Origin of the sequence: Nonomuraea sp. NPDC050790, from assembly GCF_044456745.1 — a bacterium.
Lineage (GTDB): Bacteria > Actinomycetota > Actinomycetes > Streptosporangiales > Streptosporangiaceae > Nonomuraea.
Genome location: NZ_JBITGF010000002.1, coordinates 630,119 through 645,169 on the forward strand (window position 1 = coordinate 630,119; position 15,051 = coordinate 645,169).

General features: G+C 70.2%; 13 protein-coding genes. 6 read left to right on the top strand and 7 right to left on the bottom strand.

The genetic code is table 11. The annotated features are described in order from the left end of the window. Positions 1-19: 19 nt before the first annotated feature. From ACIBEJ_RS11365 to ACIBEJ_RS11375, 3 genes are all read right to left on the bottom strand, one after another. On the bottom strand, positions 20-757 hold the full coding sequence (locus ACIBEJ_RS11365) for a neutral zinc metallopeptidase (RefSeq protein ID WP_397182551.1): 738 nt from the start codon (positions 755-757) through the stop codon (positions 20-22). 68 nt (positions 758-825) lie between these two features. Further along, entirely contained in the window at positions 826-1,593 is a 768-nt protein-coding gene (locus ACIBEJ_RS11370) for a neutral zinc metallopeptidase (protein WP_397182552.1), read from the bottom strand. Positions 1,594-1,704: 111 nt separating this feature from the next. Then, positions 1,705-2,532, bottom strand: coding sequence for a neutral zinc metallopeptidase (locus tag ACIBEJ_RS11375; RefSeq protein ID WP_397182553.1), 828 nt, complete (start codon positions 2,530-2,532; stop codon positions 1,705-1,707). A gap of 138 nt (positions 2,533-2,670) precedes the next feature. On the opposite strand from ACIBEJ_RS11375, the gene dxs reads away from it, so the two are divergent. From dxs to ACIBEJ_RS11395, 4 genes are all read left to right on the top strand, one after another. After that, positions 2,671-4,569 carry a 1-deoxy-D-xylulose-5-phosphate synthase gene (gene dxs / locus ACIBEJ_RS11380; protein WP_397182554.1) on the top strand — a complete coding sequence of 633 codons (1,899 nt, stop codon included), beginning with the start codon at positions 2,671-2,673 and terminating at the stop codon, positions 4,567-4,569. A gap of 88 nt (positions 4,570-4,657) precedes the next feature. Then, a complete protein-coding gene (locus tag ACIBEJ_RS11385; protein ID WP_397182555.1) occupies positions 4,658-6,142 on the top strand; it encodes an amino acid permease in 1,485 nt (494 codons plus the stop codon). Between the two features lie 11 nt (positions 6,143-6,153). Next, positions 6,154-6,732, top strand: coding sequence for a 1,4-alpha-glucan branching protein (locus ACIBEJ_RS11390; protein ID WP_397182556.1), 579 nt, complete (start codon positions 6,154-6,156; stop codon positions 6,730-6,732). A 44-nt stretch (positions 6,733-6,776) separates the two neighbouring features. Then, positions 6,777-7,229 (top strand): hypothetical protein, encoded by a 453-nt coding sequence (locus tag ACIBEJ_RS11395; RefSeq protein WP_397182557.1) that lies wholly within the window; start codon positions 6,777-6,779, stop codon positions 7,227-7,229. Between the two features lie 28 nt (positions 7,230-7,257). Here ACIBEJ_RS11395 and ACIBEJ_RS11400 read toward each other — a convergent pair whose 3' ends face one another. From ACIBEJ_RS11400 to ACIBEJ_RS11415, 4 genes are read right to left on the bottom strand one after another with little or no spacing between them, the layout of a single operon-like run. Further along, a complete protein-coding gene (locus ACIBEJ_RS11400; RefSeq protein ID WP_397182558.1) occupies positions 7,258-9,324 on the bottom strand; it encodes a 3-hydroxyacyl-CoA dehydrogenase NAD-binding domain-containing protein in 2,067 nt (688 codons plus the stop codon). Continuing rightward, a complete protein-coding gene (locus tag ACIBEJ_RS11405) occupies positions 9,321-10,478 on the bottom strand; it encodes a thiolase family protein (RefSeq protein ID WP_397183248.1) in 1,158 nt (385 codons plus the stop codon). Before ACIBEJ_RS11405 ends, ACIBEJ_RS11400 begins: the two co-directional genes overlap by 4 nt. A 60-nt stretch (positions 10,479-10,538) precedes the next feature. Beyond that, positions 10,539-11,459, bottom strand: coding sequence for a hypothetical protein (locus ACIBEJ_RS11410; protein ID WP_397182559.1), 921 nt, complete (start codon positions 11,457-11,459; stop codon positions 10,539-10,541). A 45-nt stretch (positions 11,460-11,504) separates the two neighbouring features. Beyond that, entirely contained in the window at positions 11,505-11,816 is a 312-nt protein-coding gene (locus ACIBEJ_RS11415; protein WP_397182560.1) for an ArsR/SmtB family transcription factor, read from the bottom strand. A 108-nt stretch (positions 11,817-11,924) separates the two neighbouring features. Here ACIBEJ_RS11415 and ACIBEJ_RS11420 point away from each other — a divergent pair, with 108 nt between their 5' ends. Together ACIBEJ_RS11420 and ACIBEJ_RS11425 are read left to right on the top strand one after the other, a co-directional pair. After that, entirely contained in the window at positions 11,925-13,364 is a 1,440-nt protein-coding gene (locus ACIBEJ_RS11420; protein ID WP_397182561.1) for an FAD-dependent monooxygenase, read from the top strand. Positions 13,365-13,445: 81 nt separating this feature from the next. Continuing rightward, positions 13,446-14,588: a hypothetical protein gene (locus tag ACIBEJ_RS11425; RefSeq protein ID WP_397182562.1), complete on the top strand. Its 1,143-nt coding sequence runs from the start codon at positions 13,446-13,448 to the stop codon at positions 14,586-14,588. The last annotated feature ends 463 nt before the right edge of the window (positions 14,589-15,051 follow it).

Sequence of the window (15,051 nt, forward strand, 5' to 3'; positions counted from 1 at the left end):
TGCTGACGTGGACCGCGGTTCAGAGAACGCGCGACTTCGGCGCCCTCCAGGTGTTGCAGTACTGCGCGGAACGCCCGCTGTAACCGCGATTCTGCCAATAGGCGAGATTGGCGGGCCGGCCGTGCGTCTTGCTCTCCCCGGCCCTGCGGACCGAGCCCATCCATTCGTCCCAGGTGATGCCCGGGTTGATGGAGCCGAGGGCGGCGCTGTAGAAGGCGCCGGCGAAGCACTCGGCCTGCATCTCCAGGCGGTGGCTGAGGATCGTGCGCGCGCCGCCCGAGGAGCGCCAGTACATGGCGTTCTGCGCGGTCAGGATGCCGGTGAGGTGCTGGACGTGGTGTCCCCACTCGTGCGCGACCGAGTGCGCGATGTTCATCTTGAACGGGTCGGTCAGGTCCCTCTTCATGATCCGGATGACGACCGTGCGCTGCATCGGGCAGTACTGCGCGCCGTTGCTGGTGATCTTCCCGCAGACCGACCGGCTGCCCGTGGTCACCTGCACCTTGGGCGGCGTGTACCGCAGCCCGGCGGCCCTGAACCTGGCCGCCCAGAAGCGGTTGGCGCAGCGGGCCATGCCGGTGTGGAAGGCTCGGAGCGAGGCGGCGCTTCCCCTGCGGATCTCCGGGACGGCGCACGAGAGCGCGGGCGCGGTGCCGGAGCGGTAGATCTTGTTCTGGGTCAGTACGGCGGGCGGCACGGTGGCCGCCGGTTCTGCCGAGGCGCTGGCCGTACCGGAAAAGGTCAGACCCGCGATCATGCACACAGATGCCGCAATAAGGGGAAGTCGCACGATCGCGGATCCTAGACCAGTTCGGGGCGCCGCGGTCAGGAGACCCGGGATTTCGGCGCCGCCCAGGTGTTGCACGCGCTGGGGGACTCGGCGTCGAAGCCGCGCTTGAGCCACCAGGCGATGTTCTTGGCCTTGCCGTGGGAGCGGAAGTCGTAGCCGTTCTCGGCGACCTTCACGATGTAGCGGAAGTCGAACTCGCGCCGGCCGAGCGAGTGCCATACCGAGCCGATGAACGCGCCCGACAGGCATTCGGCCTGCAGCTCGACCCGGCGACTCTCGTCGTACAGGCGGGCCTTGCTCTTGCCCTTGACGTTGTCGACGATGCGCAGCATGCCGGTGAGCTGCTGGATGTGGTGGCCGTACTCGTGGGCCAGGACCTCCATCAGGAACAGCTCGAACGGCTCGGCCAGGATGGCCTCGTCCAGCAGGAAGGTGATCTTCCGGTTCTTCGTGCAGTAGATGGCCTGGGCGCCCTGCGGGAACCGGCCGCACGAGGTGCGCGCGCCCGGCTTGGCGATGACCTCGAAGCCCGGCTTGCTGAAGGGGATGTTCTTCTTGGCGAGCTGCCTGCTCCACGAATCGTTCAGGCAGTCCATGAGGAACTCGAGATAGACACGGGCGCCGTCCAGGTCCCCGCTCTGGACCGGCTGCTCGTCACATTCCTTGAGCTCCAGCGCACCTGTCTTATAGACCGGGTTCTTGGTCAGCACCGGTGAGTAGGAAGGGGGAGCGGCGTGGGCCACACCGGTGAACAGCACGCTCGCCAGGGCGCCAGAAATGAGCGCCAAGAAGGGGGTACGCATGAGAAGGCACCTTATTTGGCGCATATGCGGTTGGTAAAGCACATTGCGGCCCGAGCCCCCTTCGAGGGGCTCGGGCCGCAATATCCTGATATTTCGGGTGGAACTAAGAAACTAGGCGACGTAGCGAGCGGAGACCTTCCAGGTGTTGCAGGCGCCCACCTGGCCGGAGTTGAAGCCGCGGTTCATCCAGGCGGCCTGCGAGGAGCCCTTGCCGTGGTCGTTCTGCGCCCAGGCCTTGTGGCCGTTCTGACGGAACCACTGGACCGTCCTGTCCCACTCGTCCTGGTTGACGGGCAGGGAGTCGGCCACCGTGTTCATGAAGACCGCGGAGAAGCACTCGGCCTGGAGCTCCGAGCGCCGCGACAACTGGAGCTGCATCGACTTGCCCGAGCTGTTGCGGGCCGCCCAGTAGTAGTTCCAGATGCCGGAGATCTGCTGGACGTGGTGACCGTACTCGTGCGCCATCAGGCGGGTGATGCCCAGGGCGTACGGGTTACGGAGCTGCGTCTTGGTGATCAGCATGTACATCGTGCGGTCGCCGGAGCAGTAGAGGCCGTCGGCCCCCGAGCTCCACGGGCCGCAGGCGGTGCGGACCTTCTTGGTGACGATCCGCAGACGCGGCTTGCTGAACGACAGGCGCGCCTTGCGGAACTGGGTGCTCCAAGAGGCGTTCAGGCAGTTGGTGACGCGCTGGAGGAAGCGCTTGTAGGCGGCGGTGCTGCCACGGGGCAGGTCGCCGGGGGAACAGTTGGAGTCGGCGAGCCGGCCGGTGCGATACAGCGGGTTCGCCGTCGCGGCTGCTTTGCCACGGGGCGGCGCTGCCTGCTGGAGCTGGAGCTGGGCCCCCTGGTTGGCGGGCTTCGCCTCGGCGGTCGCCGTACCCACGCCCGCCAGAGCAAGCACCAGCCCAGCGGCCACGAGTGACGAGAGTTTCCTCATGGGGAGAGTGTTCATAGTGAGGGAAAGACTAGGTCAAGATCGGACAAATGTGGGCTGATTTGACTCGATGCAGTCAGTGCGGGGGGCACGAACTAGACTCGTGCGCAGTGGCGAGCACGAGCAGGAGGGGCTGATTCCGTGAGCGGGCTGCTGAGCTCAATCAAGGGACCGGAGGACGTCAGAAGGCTCGGAGCGGCGCAGTTGCCGAGGCTCGCGGGGGAGATCCGCGACCTGCTCGTCGACTCGTGCGCGCGCTTCGGCGGACACCTGGGACCCAACCTTGGTGTCGTGGAACTCACGATCGCGGTGCACCGGGTCTTCGACTCTCCGCGCGACCCGATCATCTGGGACACCGGCCACCAGGCCTACGTCCACAAACTGCTCACCGGCCGGCTCGAAGGCTTCGAGGCGCTCAAGCAGGAGGGCGGCCTGTCCGGCTACCCGAGCCAGGCCGAGTCCGAGCACGACTTCGTCGAGAACTCCCACGCCTCCACCGCGCTGTCCTACGCCGACGGCCTCGGCAAGGCGTTCAAGTTGCGCGGCGAGGCCGACCGCAGGGTCGTGGCCGTCATCGGCGACGGCGCGCTGACCGGCGGCATGGCCTGGGAGGCGCTCAACAACATCGCCGCGATCAAGGACCTCCCGGTCGTCATCGTGGTCAACGACAACGGCCGCTCCTACTCGCCGACCATCGGCGGGCTGGCATCCCACCTGTCCTCGCTGCGCGTCAACCGCCGCTACGAGGACATGCTGGAGTTCGTCAAGGACAAGATCGGGAACGTTCCCGTCCTCTACGACGCCCTCCACGGGATCAAGAAGGGCGTCAAGGACGTCATCGCACCGCAGGTCATGTTCGAGGACCTCGGCCTGAAGTACCTGGGTCCCATCGACGGTCACGACGAGCAGGCGATGGAGGCCGCGCTGCGCAAGGCGCGCGACTTCGGCGGCCCGGTCATCGTCCACGCCCTCACCCAGAAGGGCCGCGGCTACTCCCCGGCGGAGAACCACGACGAGGACCAGATGCACGGCCCCGGCGCCTTCGACAAGTCGACCGGCCTGGAGAAGCCGAAGCCCCGCATCTGGACCGACGTGTTCAGCGAGGAGATGGTCAAGCTCGGCCGCGAGCGCTCCGACATCGTCGGCATCACCGCCGCCATGCTCCACCCGGTGGGCCTGGCCGCCTTCGCCGAGTCATTCCCCGACCGCATCTACGACGTCGGCATCGCCGAGCAGCACGCCCTGACCAGCGCCGCAGGCCTCGCGCTCGGCGGCATGCACCCCGTCTTCGCCGTGTACGCCACCTTCCTCAACCGCGGCTTCGACCAGTTGCTGATGGACGTCGCCCTGCACAAACTGCCGGTCACCATGGTGCTCGACCGCGCCGGCGTCACCGGCGACGACGGGGCCAGCCACAACGGCATGTGGGACCTGTCCATTCTCCAGGTCGTCCCCGGGCTGCGGATCGCGGTGCCGCGCGACGGCGAGCGCATCGTCGAGCTGCTGCGCGAGGCGGTCGCCGTCACGGACGCCCCGACCGTGCTGCGCTACCCGAAGGGCGCGCTGGCCGAGACCGTCGAGCCGGTCGGCAGGCTGGGCGAGATGGACCTCCTGCGCACGGCCGAGTCGGACGAGCCCGACGTACTGCTGGTCGGCGTGGGCCCGATGGCGCACATCTGCCTGGACGCGGCCAAGCTGCTCGACGCCCAGGGCATCAACGCCACGGTCGTCGACCCGCGCTGGGTCAAGCCGCTCGACGAGGCCCTGGTCGTGGCGGCCGGCGCGCACAAGCTGGTCGCCGTGGTCGAGGACAACGGCAAGGTCGGCGGCGTGGGCGACGCGGTCTCCCGGCTGCTGCGCGAGGCCGACGTGGACGTGCCCGTCCGCTCCTACGGCATCCCGCAGCGCTTCCTCGACCACGCCAAGCGCGCCAAGATCCTCGGCCAGATCGGCCTCACCGGGCAGGACCTCGCCCGCGAGATCACCGAGGCGATCGCCAAGCGCGGCGCCCCCATCGAGAGCCCGACCGCCCGCAACTGATCCACCCGCGCGCCGCCGTGCCCCGCACGGCGGCGCCGAACGGCCCCCAGGTCGGCATGACATCGGGGTAAACGGGCACTGACTGATCGTGGACATCTTTCGCACCAAGAGTGTCGAGCAGTCGATCCAGGACACGGAGGCTCCGGAGCACCGGCTGAGAAAGCGCCTGACCGCCACCGACCTCACGGTCTTCGGCATCGGCGTGATCGTCGGCACCGGCATCTTCGTGCTGACGGGCCAGGTGGCCAAGCAGACCGCGGGACCCGCGGTGGCCCTGTCCTTCATCGTGGCGGCCGTCGTGTGCGGGCTGGCCGCGCTGTGCTACGCCGAGTTCGCCTCCACGCTGCCCGTGGCGGGTTCCGCGTACACCTTCTCCTTCGCCACGCTGGGCGAGTTCCCCGCCTGGGTCATCGGCTGGGACCTGATGCTGGAGATGGCGCTGGCCGCGGCCGTGGTGGCGGTCGGCTGGTCGGGGTACTTCGCCTCGCTGATGTCGTCGATCGGGCTCACGCTGCCCGGCTGGATGGCGGGCGACACCCCGGTGATCAACGTGCCGGCGATGTTGATCGTGCTGATCCTGACCGCGATCCTGGTGGCCGGCATCAAGCTGTCCTCGCGGGTCAACCTCGTCATCGTGATCATCAAGGTCGCGGTGATCCTGCTGGTGATCGTGGCGGGCTTGTTCTTCGTGAACGCGGCCAACTACACGCCGTTCATCCCCGACCCGATCTCCACACCGGCCGTCGAGGGACTGAAGGCGCCGCTCATCCAGGTGCTGTTCGGCATCACGCCGGTGGCCTTCGGCGTGATCGGCATCTTCTCGGCCGCCGCGATCGTGTTCTTCGCGTTCATCGGCTTCGACATCGTGGCGACGGCCGCGGAGGAGACCATCGAGCCGCAGCGCGACCTGCCGCGCGGCATCATCGGCTCGCTGCTCGTCTGCACGGTCCTGTACGTGGCGGTCTCGCTGGTCGTGGTCGGCATGCAGCCCTACAGCCAGCTCAGCACGACGGCGCCGCTGGCCGACGCCTTCACGGCCGTTGGTCAGAACTGGGCCGCCGCGCTGATCAGCATCGGCGCCATCGCCGGCCTCACCACCGTGGTGATGATCCTCATGCTGGGTCAGAGCCGGGTGCTGTTCGCGATGTGCCGTGACGGCCTGCTGCCGCGCGGCCTGGCGAAGGTCCATCCCAAGTACGGCACGCCCGCCCGCCTGACGATCATCATCGGCGTGGTGACGGCCCTGCTGGCCGGGTTCATCTCGCTCGGCGCACTGGCCGAACTGGTCAACATCGGCACGCTCTTCGCGTTCGTCGTCGTCTCGATCGGCGTGGTCATCCTGCGCAGGACCCGCCCCGACCTGCACCGCGCCTTCCGCACCCCGATGGTCCCGCTGCTGCCCATCCTGTCGGTGCTGGCCTGCCTCTACCTGATGCTCAACCTTCCGGTGGAGACGTGGCTGCGCTTCCTGATCTGGATGGTCATCGGCGCCGCCCTCTACTTCCTGTACGGCTACCGCCACAGCCGCGCCCAGCGCCTCAGGCCGGGGATCAAGCCCGACCAGTTCCGGTAGGTTCGTGACCCATGGCGGCCATCCACCACACCACGATGACACCCGGCAAGCTGGAGCTGATCGCCGGCTGGCTGCCGAAGCAGAGCTGGCGCGTGCGCGACGCGCCGCCGGGGCTGGTCAAGGCCGGCGGCTTCCGCCTGGACGATCCGGCGGGCGAGGTCGGGATCGAGTTCATGATCGTGGTGGATGCCGCCGCGCCGGAGCCGGTGGCGTACGCTGTGCCCCTGGGGTACCGCGGCGAGGCCCTGGCGGGCGTGCCGGACGAGGCGCTGATCGGGACCGCCGAGCACGGGGTGCTCGGCACCCGATGGGTCTACGACGGCGTCCACGACCCGGTCGTGATGGAGCGCTTGCACGCCCTCCTGGGCGGCGAGGCGATCCCGCAGCAACAGAGCGTGAGCGACACCCCCGACCCGACGGTCACCGTCCAGGGAGCCTGGGCCGCCGGCTCCGGAGTCCTGGTCAACCGCGTCCCCCGGCCGGACTCCGCGCGGCCGCCGGTCGCCCACGTGGTCGCGGGGTGGACCTGGCCCGGCGGAACGGCCGCGCGGGCGGTCGTCGCGTCCCTGGACGCGGTGCCACCAGCCTGATATGTCTGGAACGACGACGCTGGACAGGCTGTCGAGGTGATCTCATGGATCGCGGGCGATTACGCGCACTGACGGCGGGAGCGGTCGTCCTGGCCTCCGGACTGGCGCTGGGCCCGGTTCCCGCCGCCGCTGCGGGCCCGGTCGGCGGCGACTCGCGCGAGGCGAAGGCGTGGGGCTGCACGGTCAGGGCCGTGGTGAGCTGGAACAGGAACACCAACCGCTACACCTACCGGGGCTTCGGCTCCTGCGCCAAGACCCGCAAGATGCGCATCTGGTGCTTCCCCGTCCATCGCCACTGGAACGGGGTCTCGGCCACGTGGCACTCCCACACCGGCTACGAGATCCGGCAGGGGCCGAACGTCACGAGACGGGTGGACACGGGCGCGTCGACGATCGGCGGCGGCAACGAGAACACCTACAAGATCAACTGCAAACTGGAGCTCGACGGCGTCTTCTGGCTGCGGATCAAGGTCGAGACCGGGCCCTTCCACCTCTAACGGTGGCCGAAGGGCCCGGTCCGCACGGTCACGGCACGGAGGCGACGCCCGGCTCCAGGAACCTGGGCTGCGAGATGCCCGCCCTGTCCAGGTACGGGGTGATGCCACCCAGGTGGAACGGCCAGCCCGCGCCCAGGATCATGCACAGGTCGATGTCCTGGGCCGCGGCCACCACGCCCTCCTCCAGCATGAGCCGGATCTCCTCCGACAGGGCCGACAGGACGCGGTGCCGTACCTCCTGCGCGGTGGACGGACGGGTGCCGCCCGCGAACAGCGCCACGGCCTCGGGGTCGAGCGAGAAGTCGGGAGCGTAGACGCCCGGCTTGCCCGAGGCGACGAGCTTGGCCATGTTGGCGCTGACGCCGTAACGCTCGGGGAAGGCGGCGTGCAGCGTCTCCGACACGTGGTGGCCGACGGCGGGGCCGACGAGCTGCAGCAGCGCGAACGGCGTCATCGGCAGGCCCAGGTCGTCGAGCGAGTGCTCGGCGACCTCCAGCGGCGTGCCCTCGTCCACGGCGGCGATGACCTCGCCCATGAAGCGGGTCAGCAGCCGGTTGACCACGAACGCGGGCGCGTCCTTGACCAGCACCGACGACTTGCGCAGCGATTTGCCGACCGCGAAGGCGGTGGCCAGGGTCTCGTCCGAGGTGGCCGTGCCGCGGATGATCTCCAGCAGCGGCATGACCGCGACCGGGTTGAAGAAGTGGAAGCCGACCAGCCGCTCGGGGTGCCTGAGCTCGGCGCCCATCTCGCTCAGCGACAGCGAGGAGGTGTTGGTGGCCAGCACGCACTCGGCGGAGACGTGCTCCTCGACCTCGGCGAACACCTTCTTCTTGACCGCCATGTCCTCGAAGACGGCCTCGATGACGAAGTCTGCGTCGGCGAAGGCGTCCTTGGTGAGCGAGCCGGTGACCAGCGCCTTGAGGCGGTTGGCCTGGTCGCCGGAGATGCGGCCCTTGGACAGCAGCTTGCCGACCTCGGCGTGGACGTAGCCGACGCCCTTGTCGAGCCTGGCCTGGTCGAGGTCGGTCAGCACGACCGGGACCTCCAGGCGGCGGGCGAACAGCAGCGCCATCTGCGAGGCCATCAGCCCGGCGCCGACCACGCCGACCTTGGTGACCTTGCGGGCCAGCGACTTGTCGGGCGCGCCCGCGGGCTTCTTGGCGCGGCGCTGGACCAGGTCGAAGGCGTAGAGTCCGGCGCGCAGCTCGTCGCCCATGAGGAGGTCGGCCAGGGCCTCGTCCTCGGCGGCGAAGCCCTCGTCGCGGGTGGCGGTGCGGGCCAGGGCGACCAGGTCGAGGGCGCGGTAGGGGGCGGGGGAGGCGCCGCGCAGCTTCATGTCGACGAGGAAGCGCGCGTCGTTCACGGCCTTGTCCCAGTCGGCATCCGGATAAGTCGCGCGTTCGACCGAAATATCGCCCTTAATGACCTTTGAGGCCCAGCGGAGTGACTCCTCCAGGAAGTCGGCGGGCTCGAACATCGCGTCGGCCACCCCGAGCTCGAACGCGTCGCGGCCCTTGATCATGCGGTTCTGCGACAGCGGGTTCTCGATGATGAGCTTGAGCGCCGCGGCGGGGCCGATCAGGCGCGGCAGCAACTGCGTGCCGCCCCAGCCCGGCACCAGGCCGAGGAAGCACTCCGGCAGGGCCAGCGCGGGCACGCCCGAGGAGACGGTCCGGTAGGCGCAGTGGAGCGCGATCTCCAGTCCGCCGCCCATCGCCGCGCCGTTCACGAACGCGAACGACGGCACCGACAGCTCGCCCAGCCTGCGGAACACGTCGTGGCCGAGCCTGCCGATCTGAAGCGCCTCCTCGCGGGCGCGCACCAGCGCGGCGCCCTTGAGGTCGGCGCCGACGCCGAAGATGAACGGCTTGCCGGTCACGCCCACGGCGGCCAGGTCGGCGCGGGCCTCGATCGCATCCAGCGCCTCGCCCAGCGAGGTGAGCCCACCGGGGCCGAACGTGTTCGGCTTGGTGTGGTCGAAGCCGTTGTCCAGGGTGATCAGCGCCATGATCCCGGCGCCGTCCGGCAGCTCGACGTCGCGCACCAGCGCCTTGGTGACGACCTCGTCCTCGAACAGGTCCTTGATGCTCATGCGAGGTTCTCCCAGATCACGGTGCCGCCCATGCCCATGCCGACGCACATGGTGGTGATGCCGTAGCGGACGTCGGGCCGCTCGGCGAACTGGCGCGCGAGCTGCGTCATCAGCCGTACGCCCGAGGAGGCCAGCGGGTGGCCGAAGGCGATGGCGCCGCCGTACGGGTTGACCTTGTCCTCGTCGATCCCGAAATGGTCGAGGAAGGCGAGCACCTGCACGGCGAAGGCCTCGTTGATCTCGAACAGCCCGATGTCGGAGACGTCCAGACCGGCCAGGCGCAGGGCGCGCTCGGTCGACGGGATCGGGCCCACGCCCATGACCTCGGGGTCCACGCCGGCGAAGGCGTAGGAGACCAGGCGCATCTTGGCGCCGAGACCGAGCTCCTCGGCGACGTCGGCGGCGGCCACGACGCAGCCGGTGGCGCCGTCGTTGATGCCGGAGGAGTTGCCGGCCGTGACCCGGCCGTGCGGGCGGAAGGGGGTCTTCAGCGTCGCGAGCGCCTCGACCGTCGTGCCGGGGCGCGGCGCCTCGTCCTGTACGGCGAGGCCCCAGCCCTTCTCCGCCGTCCTGATCGCGGTCGGCACCAGGTCGGGCTGGATCTTGCCGTCGGCGTAGGCCTTGGCCGCCTTCTCCTGCGACAGCGCGGCGTAGGCGTCGGCGCGCTCCTTGGAGATCTCCGGGTAGCGGTCGTGGAGGTTCTCCGCGGTCATGCCCATGACCAGGGCGCTGCCGTCCACGAGCTTCTCCGACAGGAAGCGCGGGTTGGGGTCGACGCCCTCGCCCATCGGGTGACGGCCCATGTGCTCGACGCCGCCCGCGATGGCCACGTCGTAGGCGCCGAACGCGATGCCGCCCGCGACCGTGGTCACCGCGGTCATCGCGCCCGCGCACATGCGGTCGATGGCGTAGCCGGGCACGCTCTTGGGCAGCCCGGCCAGCACGGCGGCGGAGCGCCCGATGGTCAGGCCCTGGTCGCCGATCTGGGTGGTGGCCGCGATCGCGACCTCGTCCACGCGCTCGGGCGGAAGGTTGGGGTTGCGGCGGATCAGCTCGCGGATGACGCGGACGACCATGTCGTCCGCGCGGGTCTCCGCGTACAGTCCCTTCGGCCCTGACCTGCCGAAAGGCGTGCGCACGCCGTCGACGAACACGACGTCACGAGAGGAAGGCACGGATTCGCTCCTCGTTGCTGGACAGCTTCCGTGCCTATGCTACTCGCCAGTAACTACTCCGCAGACGAGGGCGGCGAGCAGGAGCGCGCACACCGTCAGGGTGGCCGGCTCCCACAGGTGGGCGCGGGCGCCGAGCAGGGCAAGGACGGCCAGGGCGGTGGCGGTCCAGATGACCGCCTGGCGCCTTTTCCGGTACGGCGGGGCGCCGGTTTTCCCGTCTGGCTGGGTGATGGTTCTCCCGTCTGGCTGGATGGTGGCTGTCTGGTTCGGCTGGGTGATGGTTTTCCGGCTTGGCTGGGTGGTGGCGAAGGGCAGGGTCGGGCGGGCCGCCGGATCGTCGGGGGGTCCGGTGTGGGCTGGGTGGTGGTTGGCCGGGTGGTTCTGGGCTGGGCGGGCTGGGTCCCAGGGGTCGCGTGGGGAGGGGCCTGAGCGGGCTATGGCGCGCAGCGTGGTCAGGGCGCCTCTGGCCCACCAGGTGGCGAAGAAGACGGCGGCCGCGAATCCGGCCAGGGTGAGGAGTTCGACGGCGCGGGCCAGGGTGTCGGCGGTGCCGTACAGGCCGGACTCGCGGAACAGGCGCGGCACCGTGTAGCCGAGCAGCAGCGTCACGACCCAGCACGCGGCCACCCCGAGGCGGCTGAGCGCGCGGGTGAGCGGCGCGGCGGTCACGGCGTAGAGCTCCAGCTCGCGGCGGCGCACCCTGCGCATGCGCACGCCCCATACCGCCTGCGTGGCCGCCAGCGCGGGCACGGAGGCCAGGGAGAGCAGGAGCGCGGCGATCGCGTACGGCAGCGTCTCCTCCCTGGTCGCGGCCCGTTCGGCGAGCATCTGGACGGCGGCGGGCAGCGCGATCGAACCGGAGAGCGCGATGAGCGCGATCCGGCGCGCGGCCCGGGCGTGCGCGCGCAGCCCGGTCACCACCCGCGCGCCGGGGAAGGGGGATGTCTCGGTCGACAGCATGACGTCATCATGCTGTCGCCGAACGTGTTCGTGCAGGTGAATGGGCTACTCGGATGGAGCCCTAGATCCCTCGTAGACGATCAGGTCGAGGAGGCCGGGGAAGCGGTCGTCGAGGTCCTCGCGGCGCAGCCTGATGTAGAGCTTGCGGCCCTCGGGGCGCTGGCAGATGACGCCGCTCTCGCGCAGGACCCGCCAGTGGGCGGTCAGGGTCGACTTCGGCACGTCGGGCAGGATCGAGCCGCAGAACTCCTCCTCCTGCGAGGTGGCCAGCTTGCGCACGATCGCGGCGCGGACCGGGTGCCCGATGGCGGCCATCACATCCACCAGGTCGATCTGGTCGCGCGTCGGATGCAACATACGGCTCATTGTACGCATCTCCCGAACAGTGATTTGACATCCACGGTACGTCCGTACGAGGATTCCGTACTGTCAAACGGTACCTCGTCGAGGTGGGGGTTGGGTCGCGTGTACGACGTGGTCATCGCGGGCGGCGGGCCCGTCGGGATGTTGCTGGCCGGGGAGCTCGGGTTGCAGGGGGTTCGGGCGCTGGTGCTGGAGCGGCTGGCCGTACCGTCGGGGGAGTCCAAGGCGGGGACGCTGCACGCGCGCACGGCGCAGAGCCTCGACCGGCGCGGGCTGCTGGAGGCGGTGGGGCGGGCGAGCTACGGCAGCCTGCGCTTCCACTTCTCCGGGATGTTCGGGCTGGATCTCGGGGCGGTGACCGGCGACGGGCCGAGCCTGGTGGGCAGCCCGCAGGCGTGGGCGGAGCAGGTGTTCGCGCGCCGGGCAGCGGGGCTGGGGGCGGAGATCCGGCGGGGGCAGGAGGTCACCGGGCTGGTCCAGCACGACGACCGGGTGGTGGTGACGGTCGGAGGGCGGGAGGTGGAGGCGCGGTTCGTGGTGGGCGCCGACGGGGCGCGCAGCGTGGTGCGCAAGGCCGCCGGGATTCCGTTCACGGGGACGGGGGCGCGGGTGGCGGCCCTGATGGGAGACGTGCGGCTGGAGGACCCCTACGGCCTGCCCGGCGGCTACCACCGCACGCCCAGAGGCTGGCTGATCGCCTGGGTGAACCCCGCCGGGCACAGCCGCATCACCACCTACGACTTCCGCGCGCCCCACGCCGACCGGGAGGCGCCGGTCACGCTGGAGGAGTTGCGGGAGGCGGCCGAGCACATCGCGGGCGTGCCCGTGCCCATGCGCGATCCGCGCGCCCTGTCCCGCTACGGCGACGCCGCCCTGCAGGCCGAGCGGTACCGATCCGGCCGGGTCCTGCTGGCGGGGGACGCGGCGCACGTGCACTTCCCGTGGGGCGGGCAGGGTCTCAACACCGGTCTGGAGGACGCGGTCAACCTGGGGTGGAAGCTGGCGGCCGAGGTTCAGGGACGCGCGCCGGACGGCCTGCTCGACAGCTACCACGCCGAGCGGCACCCGGTGGCCGCGCGGGTGCTGTGGAACGTCAGGGCCCAGACCGCGCTGGCCAACCCGGATCCGTCGGTGGATCCGCTGCGGGAGCTGTTCGCGGAGCTGATGGGCCTCGACGAGGTCAACGCCTATCTGAGCGGGATGATCAGCGGCGTCGACACCGCCTACGACGTCGGCGTGCCGGGGGCGGGGCGGATGCTCGCCGATCTGGCGATCAAGACCGACGACGGGGACGTGCGCCTGGCGGAGTTGCTGCGTTTCGGCCGACCGTTGTTCCTCGACCTGGCCGGGCGCGACGATCTCGCCGACGCGGTGGCGGGATGGCCGGTCGAGGTGGTCAGGGGCAGGGCGGAGCACGAGGCGGAGGCCCTCCTGGTCCGTCCCGACGGTTACGTGGCGTGGACCTCGCGGGCCGGGACCGACACGCTGGGTGAGGCCCTGGGACGCTGGTTCAAACCTGTTACGGACGACTATTTGTGGTGATCGAGTGAAATTTCCGGACAAGAGGTGGTGGAGTCTGTTAGGAAGGTCGCGATCCACACCCGGTAGCTAGAGAGGTACACCGTGTCGCGCGACGAGAAGGACAGACCATTCGAGGACGAGCAGGGCAGGTCGTTAAACCCGGACATGACCGGCGACGTGCTCTCCGACCGGTGGGAGACGGACGCCGCGGACACCGACGAGCAGCCGGCCGTCGTGCTCAGCGAGACCTACCACCTGCCGCCTGACGCGGGGACGCCCGGGGAGCGTTCTGAGACCTATCACCTGCCTGAGCCGGACGCCCTGGGCAACCAGGACATCCTCCTCGACCAGAGCGCCCTGCCGAGCCACGCCGACCCGGCCGACCCGCTGGACCTGAACACCGGTGCCGCGGCGGCCTACGAGCCCGGCACGCCGGGTTACGAGGCCGGCGCGTCCTACGAGCCGGGAACGGCTTATGAGCCCGGAACGGCTGGCTACGAGTCGGGCGCGACGGGACCTGGATACGACGCCGGAGCCGCGGGGGCCGGTTACGACGCCGTATCGGGACGCGACGGGGACCGCGACGAGGACGACCCGGGTTACCTGCCGCTGGACAAGTCCTATGAGCGTCCGTTCGGTGACGATGACGACGGGCCGCGCCGGGGTTTCCTGGGCTCGGGCTGGAGTGGGTCCGACGACCCGGATTCCGGGCAGCAGGAGGTGCGCCGCCGTACCAAGAAGCTGATCGTCGCGGCGGCGGCCGTCGTGGTGGTGGGTGTGGGCGCGGGCTGGATGCTGACCGGCTCCGGCTCCGACGACTGCACCGGCGCACAGTGCACCAGCGCTGGCCAGGTGAGCACCCCGGTGGCCCCGCCGTCGGAGGAGACGGAGGACCCGGCCGACCAGCCCATCGAGTCCACCCCTGAACCCGACATGTCCGAGTCCGTCACCCCGACGCCGACGGTAAGCCGCGCCCGCGCCCCCCGCACCCCCGCGCCCCGCGCCACCCCGACCCGCGAACAGGACCCCACCCCCAAGGCGACCTCGAAGGGCACCCGCGCACCGGAGACCAAGGACCCGGTCACCGACACGGCCAACGAGCCCCAGCAGCCACGCGCCACCGAGGCCCCGTCCGCCAAGGAGACCACCCAGCAGCCCACCGAGGCCCCCACCACCTCCGCCCCGGCTCCCCAGCCGACGGAGAGCAAGAAGCCCGGCGGCCTCCTGGACTGGCTGTTCGGCTGACGAACGACCGGGGCTCGCATGGCAGGACGAGCCGCGGCCCGACAACGCGGACGACCAAGTCGTCCGCGTTGTCGCCGCATCCATGTAACCTTTCCGCCTTCCCGCAGCCGTCCACCCACCAAGCCGCGCCATCCGCCCGGCCCCACCTGTGCGGCGCGCTGTCTTCGGACCCGTTCGCCCACCGCGCTGCCCCCGTCCGATGCGCCCCGCTGTCCGCCTCGCCGCCACGTGCGGCCGGCCATCCGTTACGGCACTGCCGCCCCACCGCCACCCGCCGACGTGAGCTCGCGTGTCGTGGGGATCGCTTCTCACGTCGGACGACCTCCCCACCGTCACGGCCCTGCGGTAGCCGGCTCGATCGGTGACCACCACCCCTAGAAGCGCCAATCCAGACACCCGGCGCTTCCCACGCTCTCCTCTGCGCGGCAGTTCCGCAGCAGCCTTTGATGCCCGAGCCCGAGCC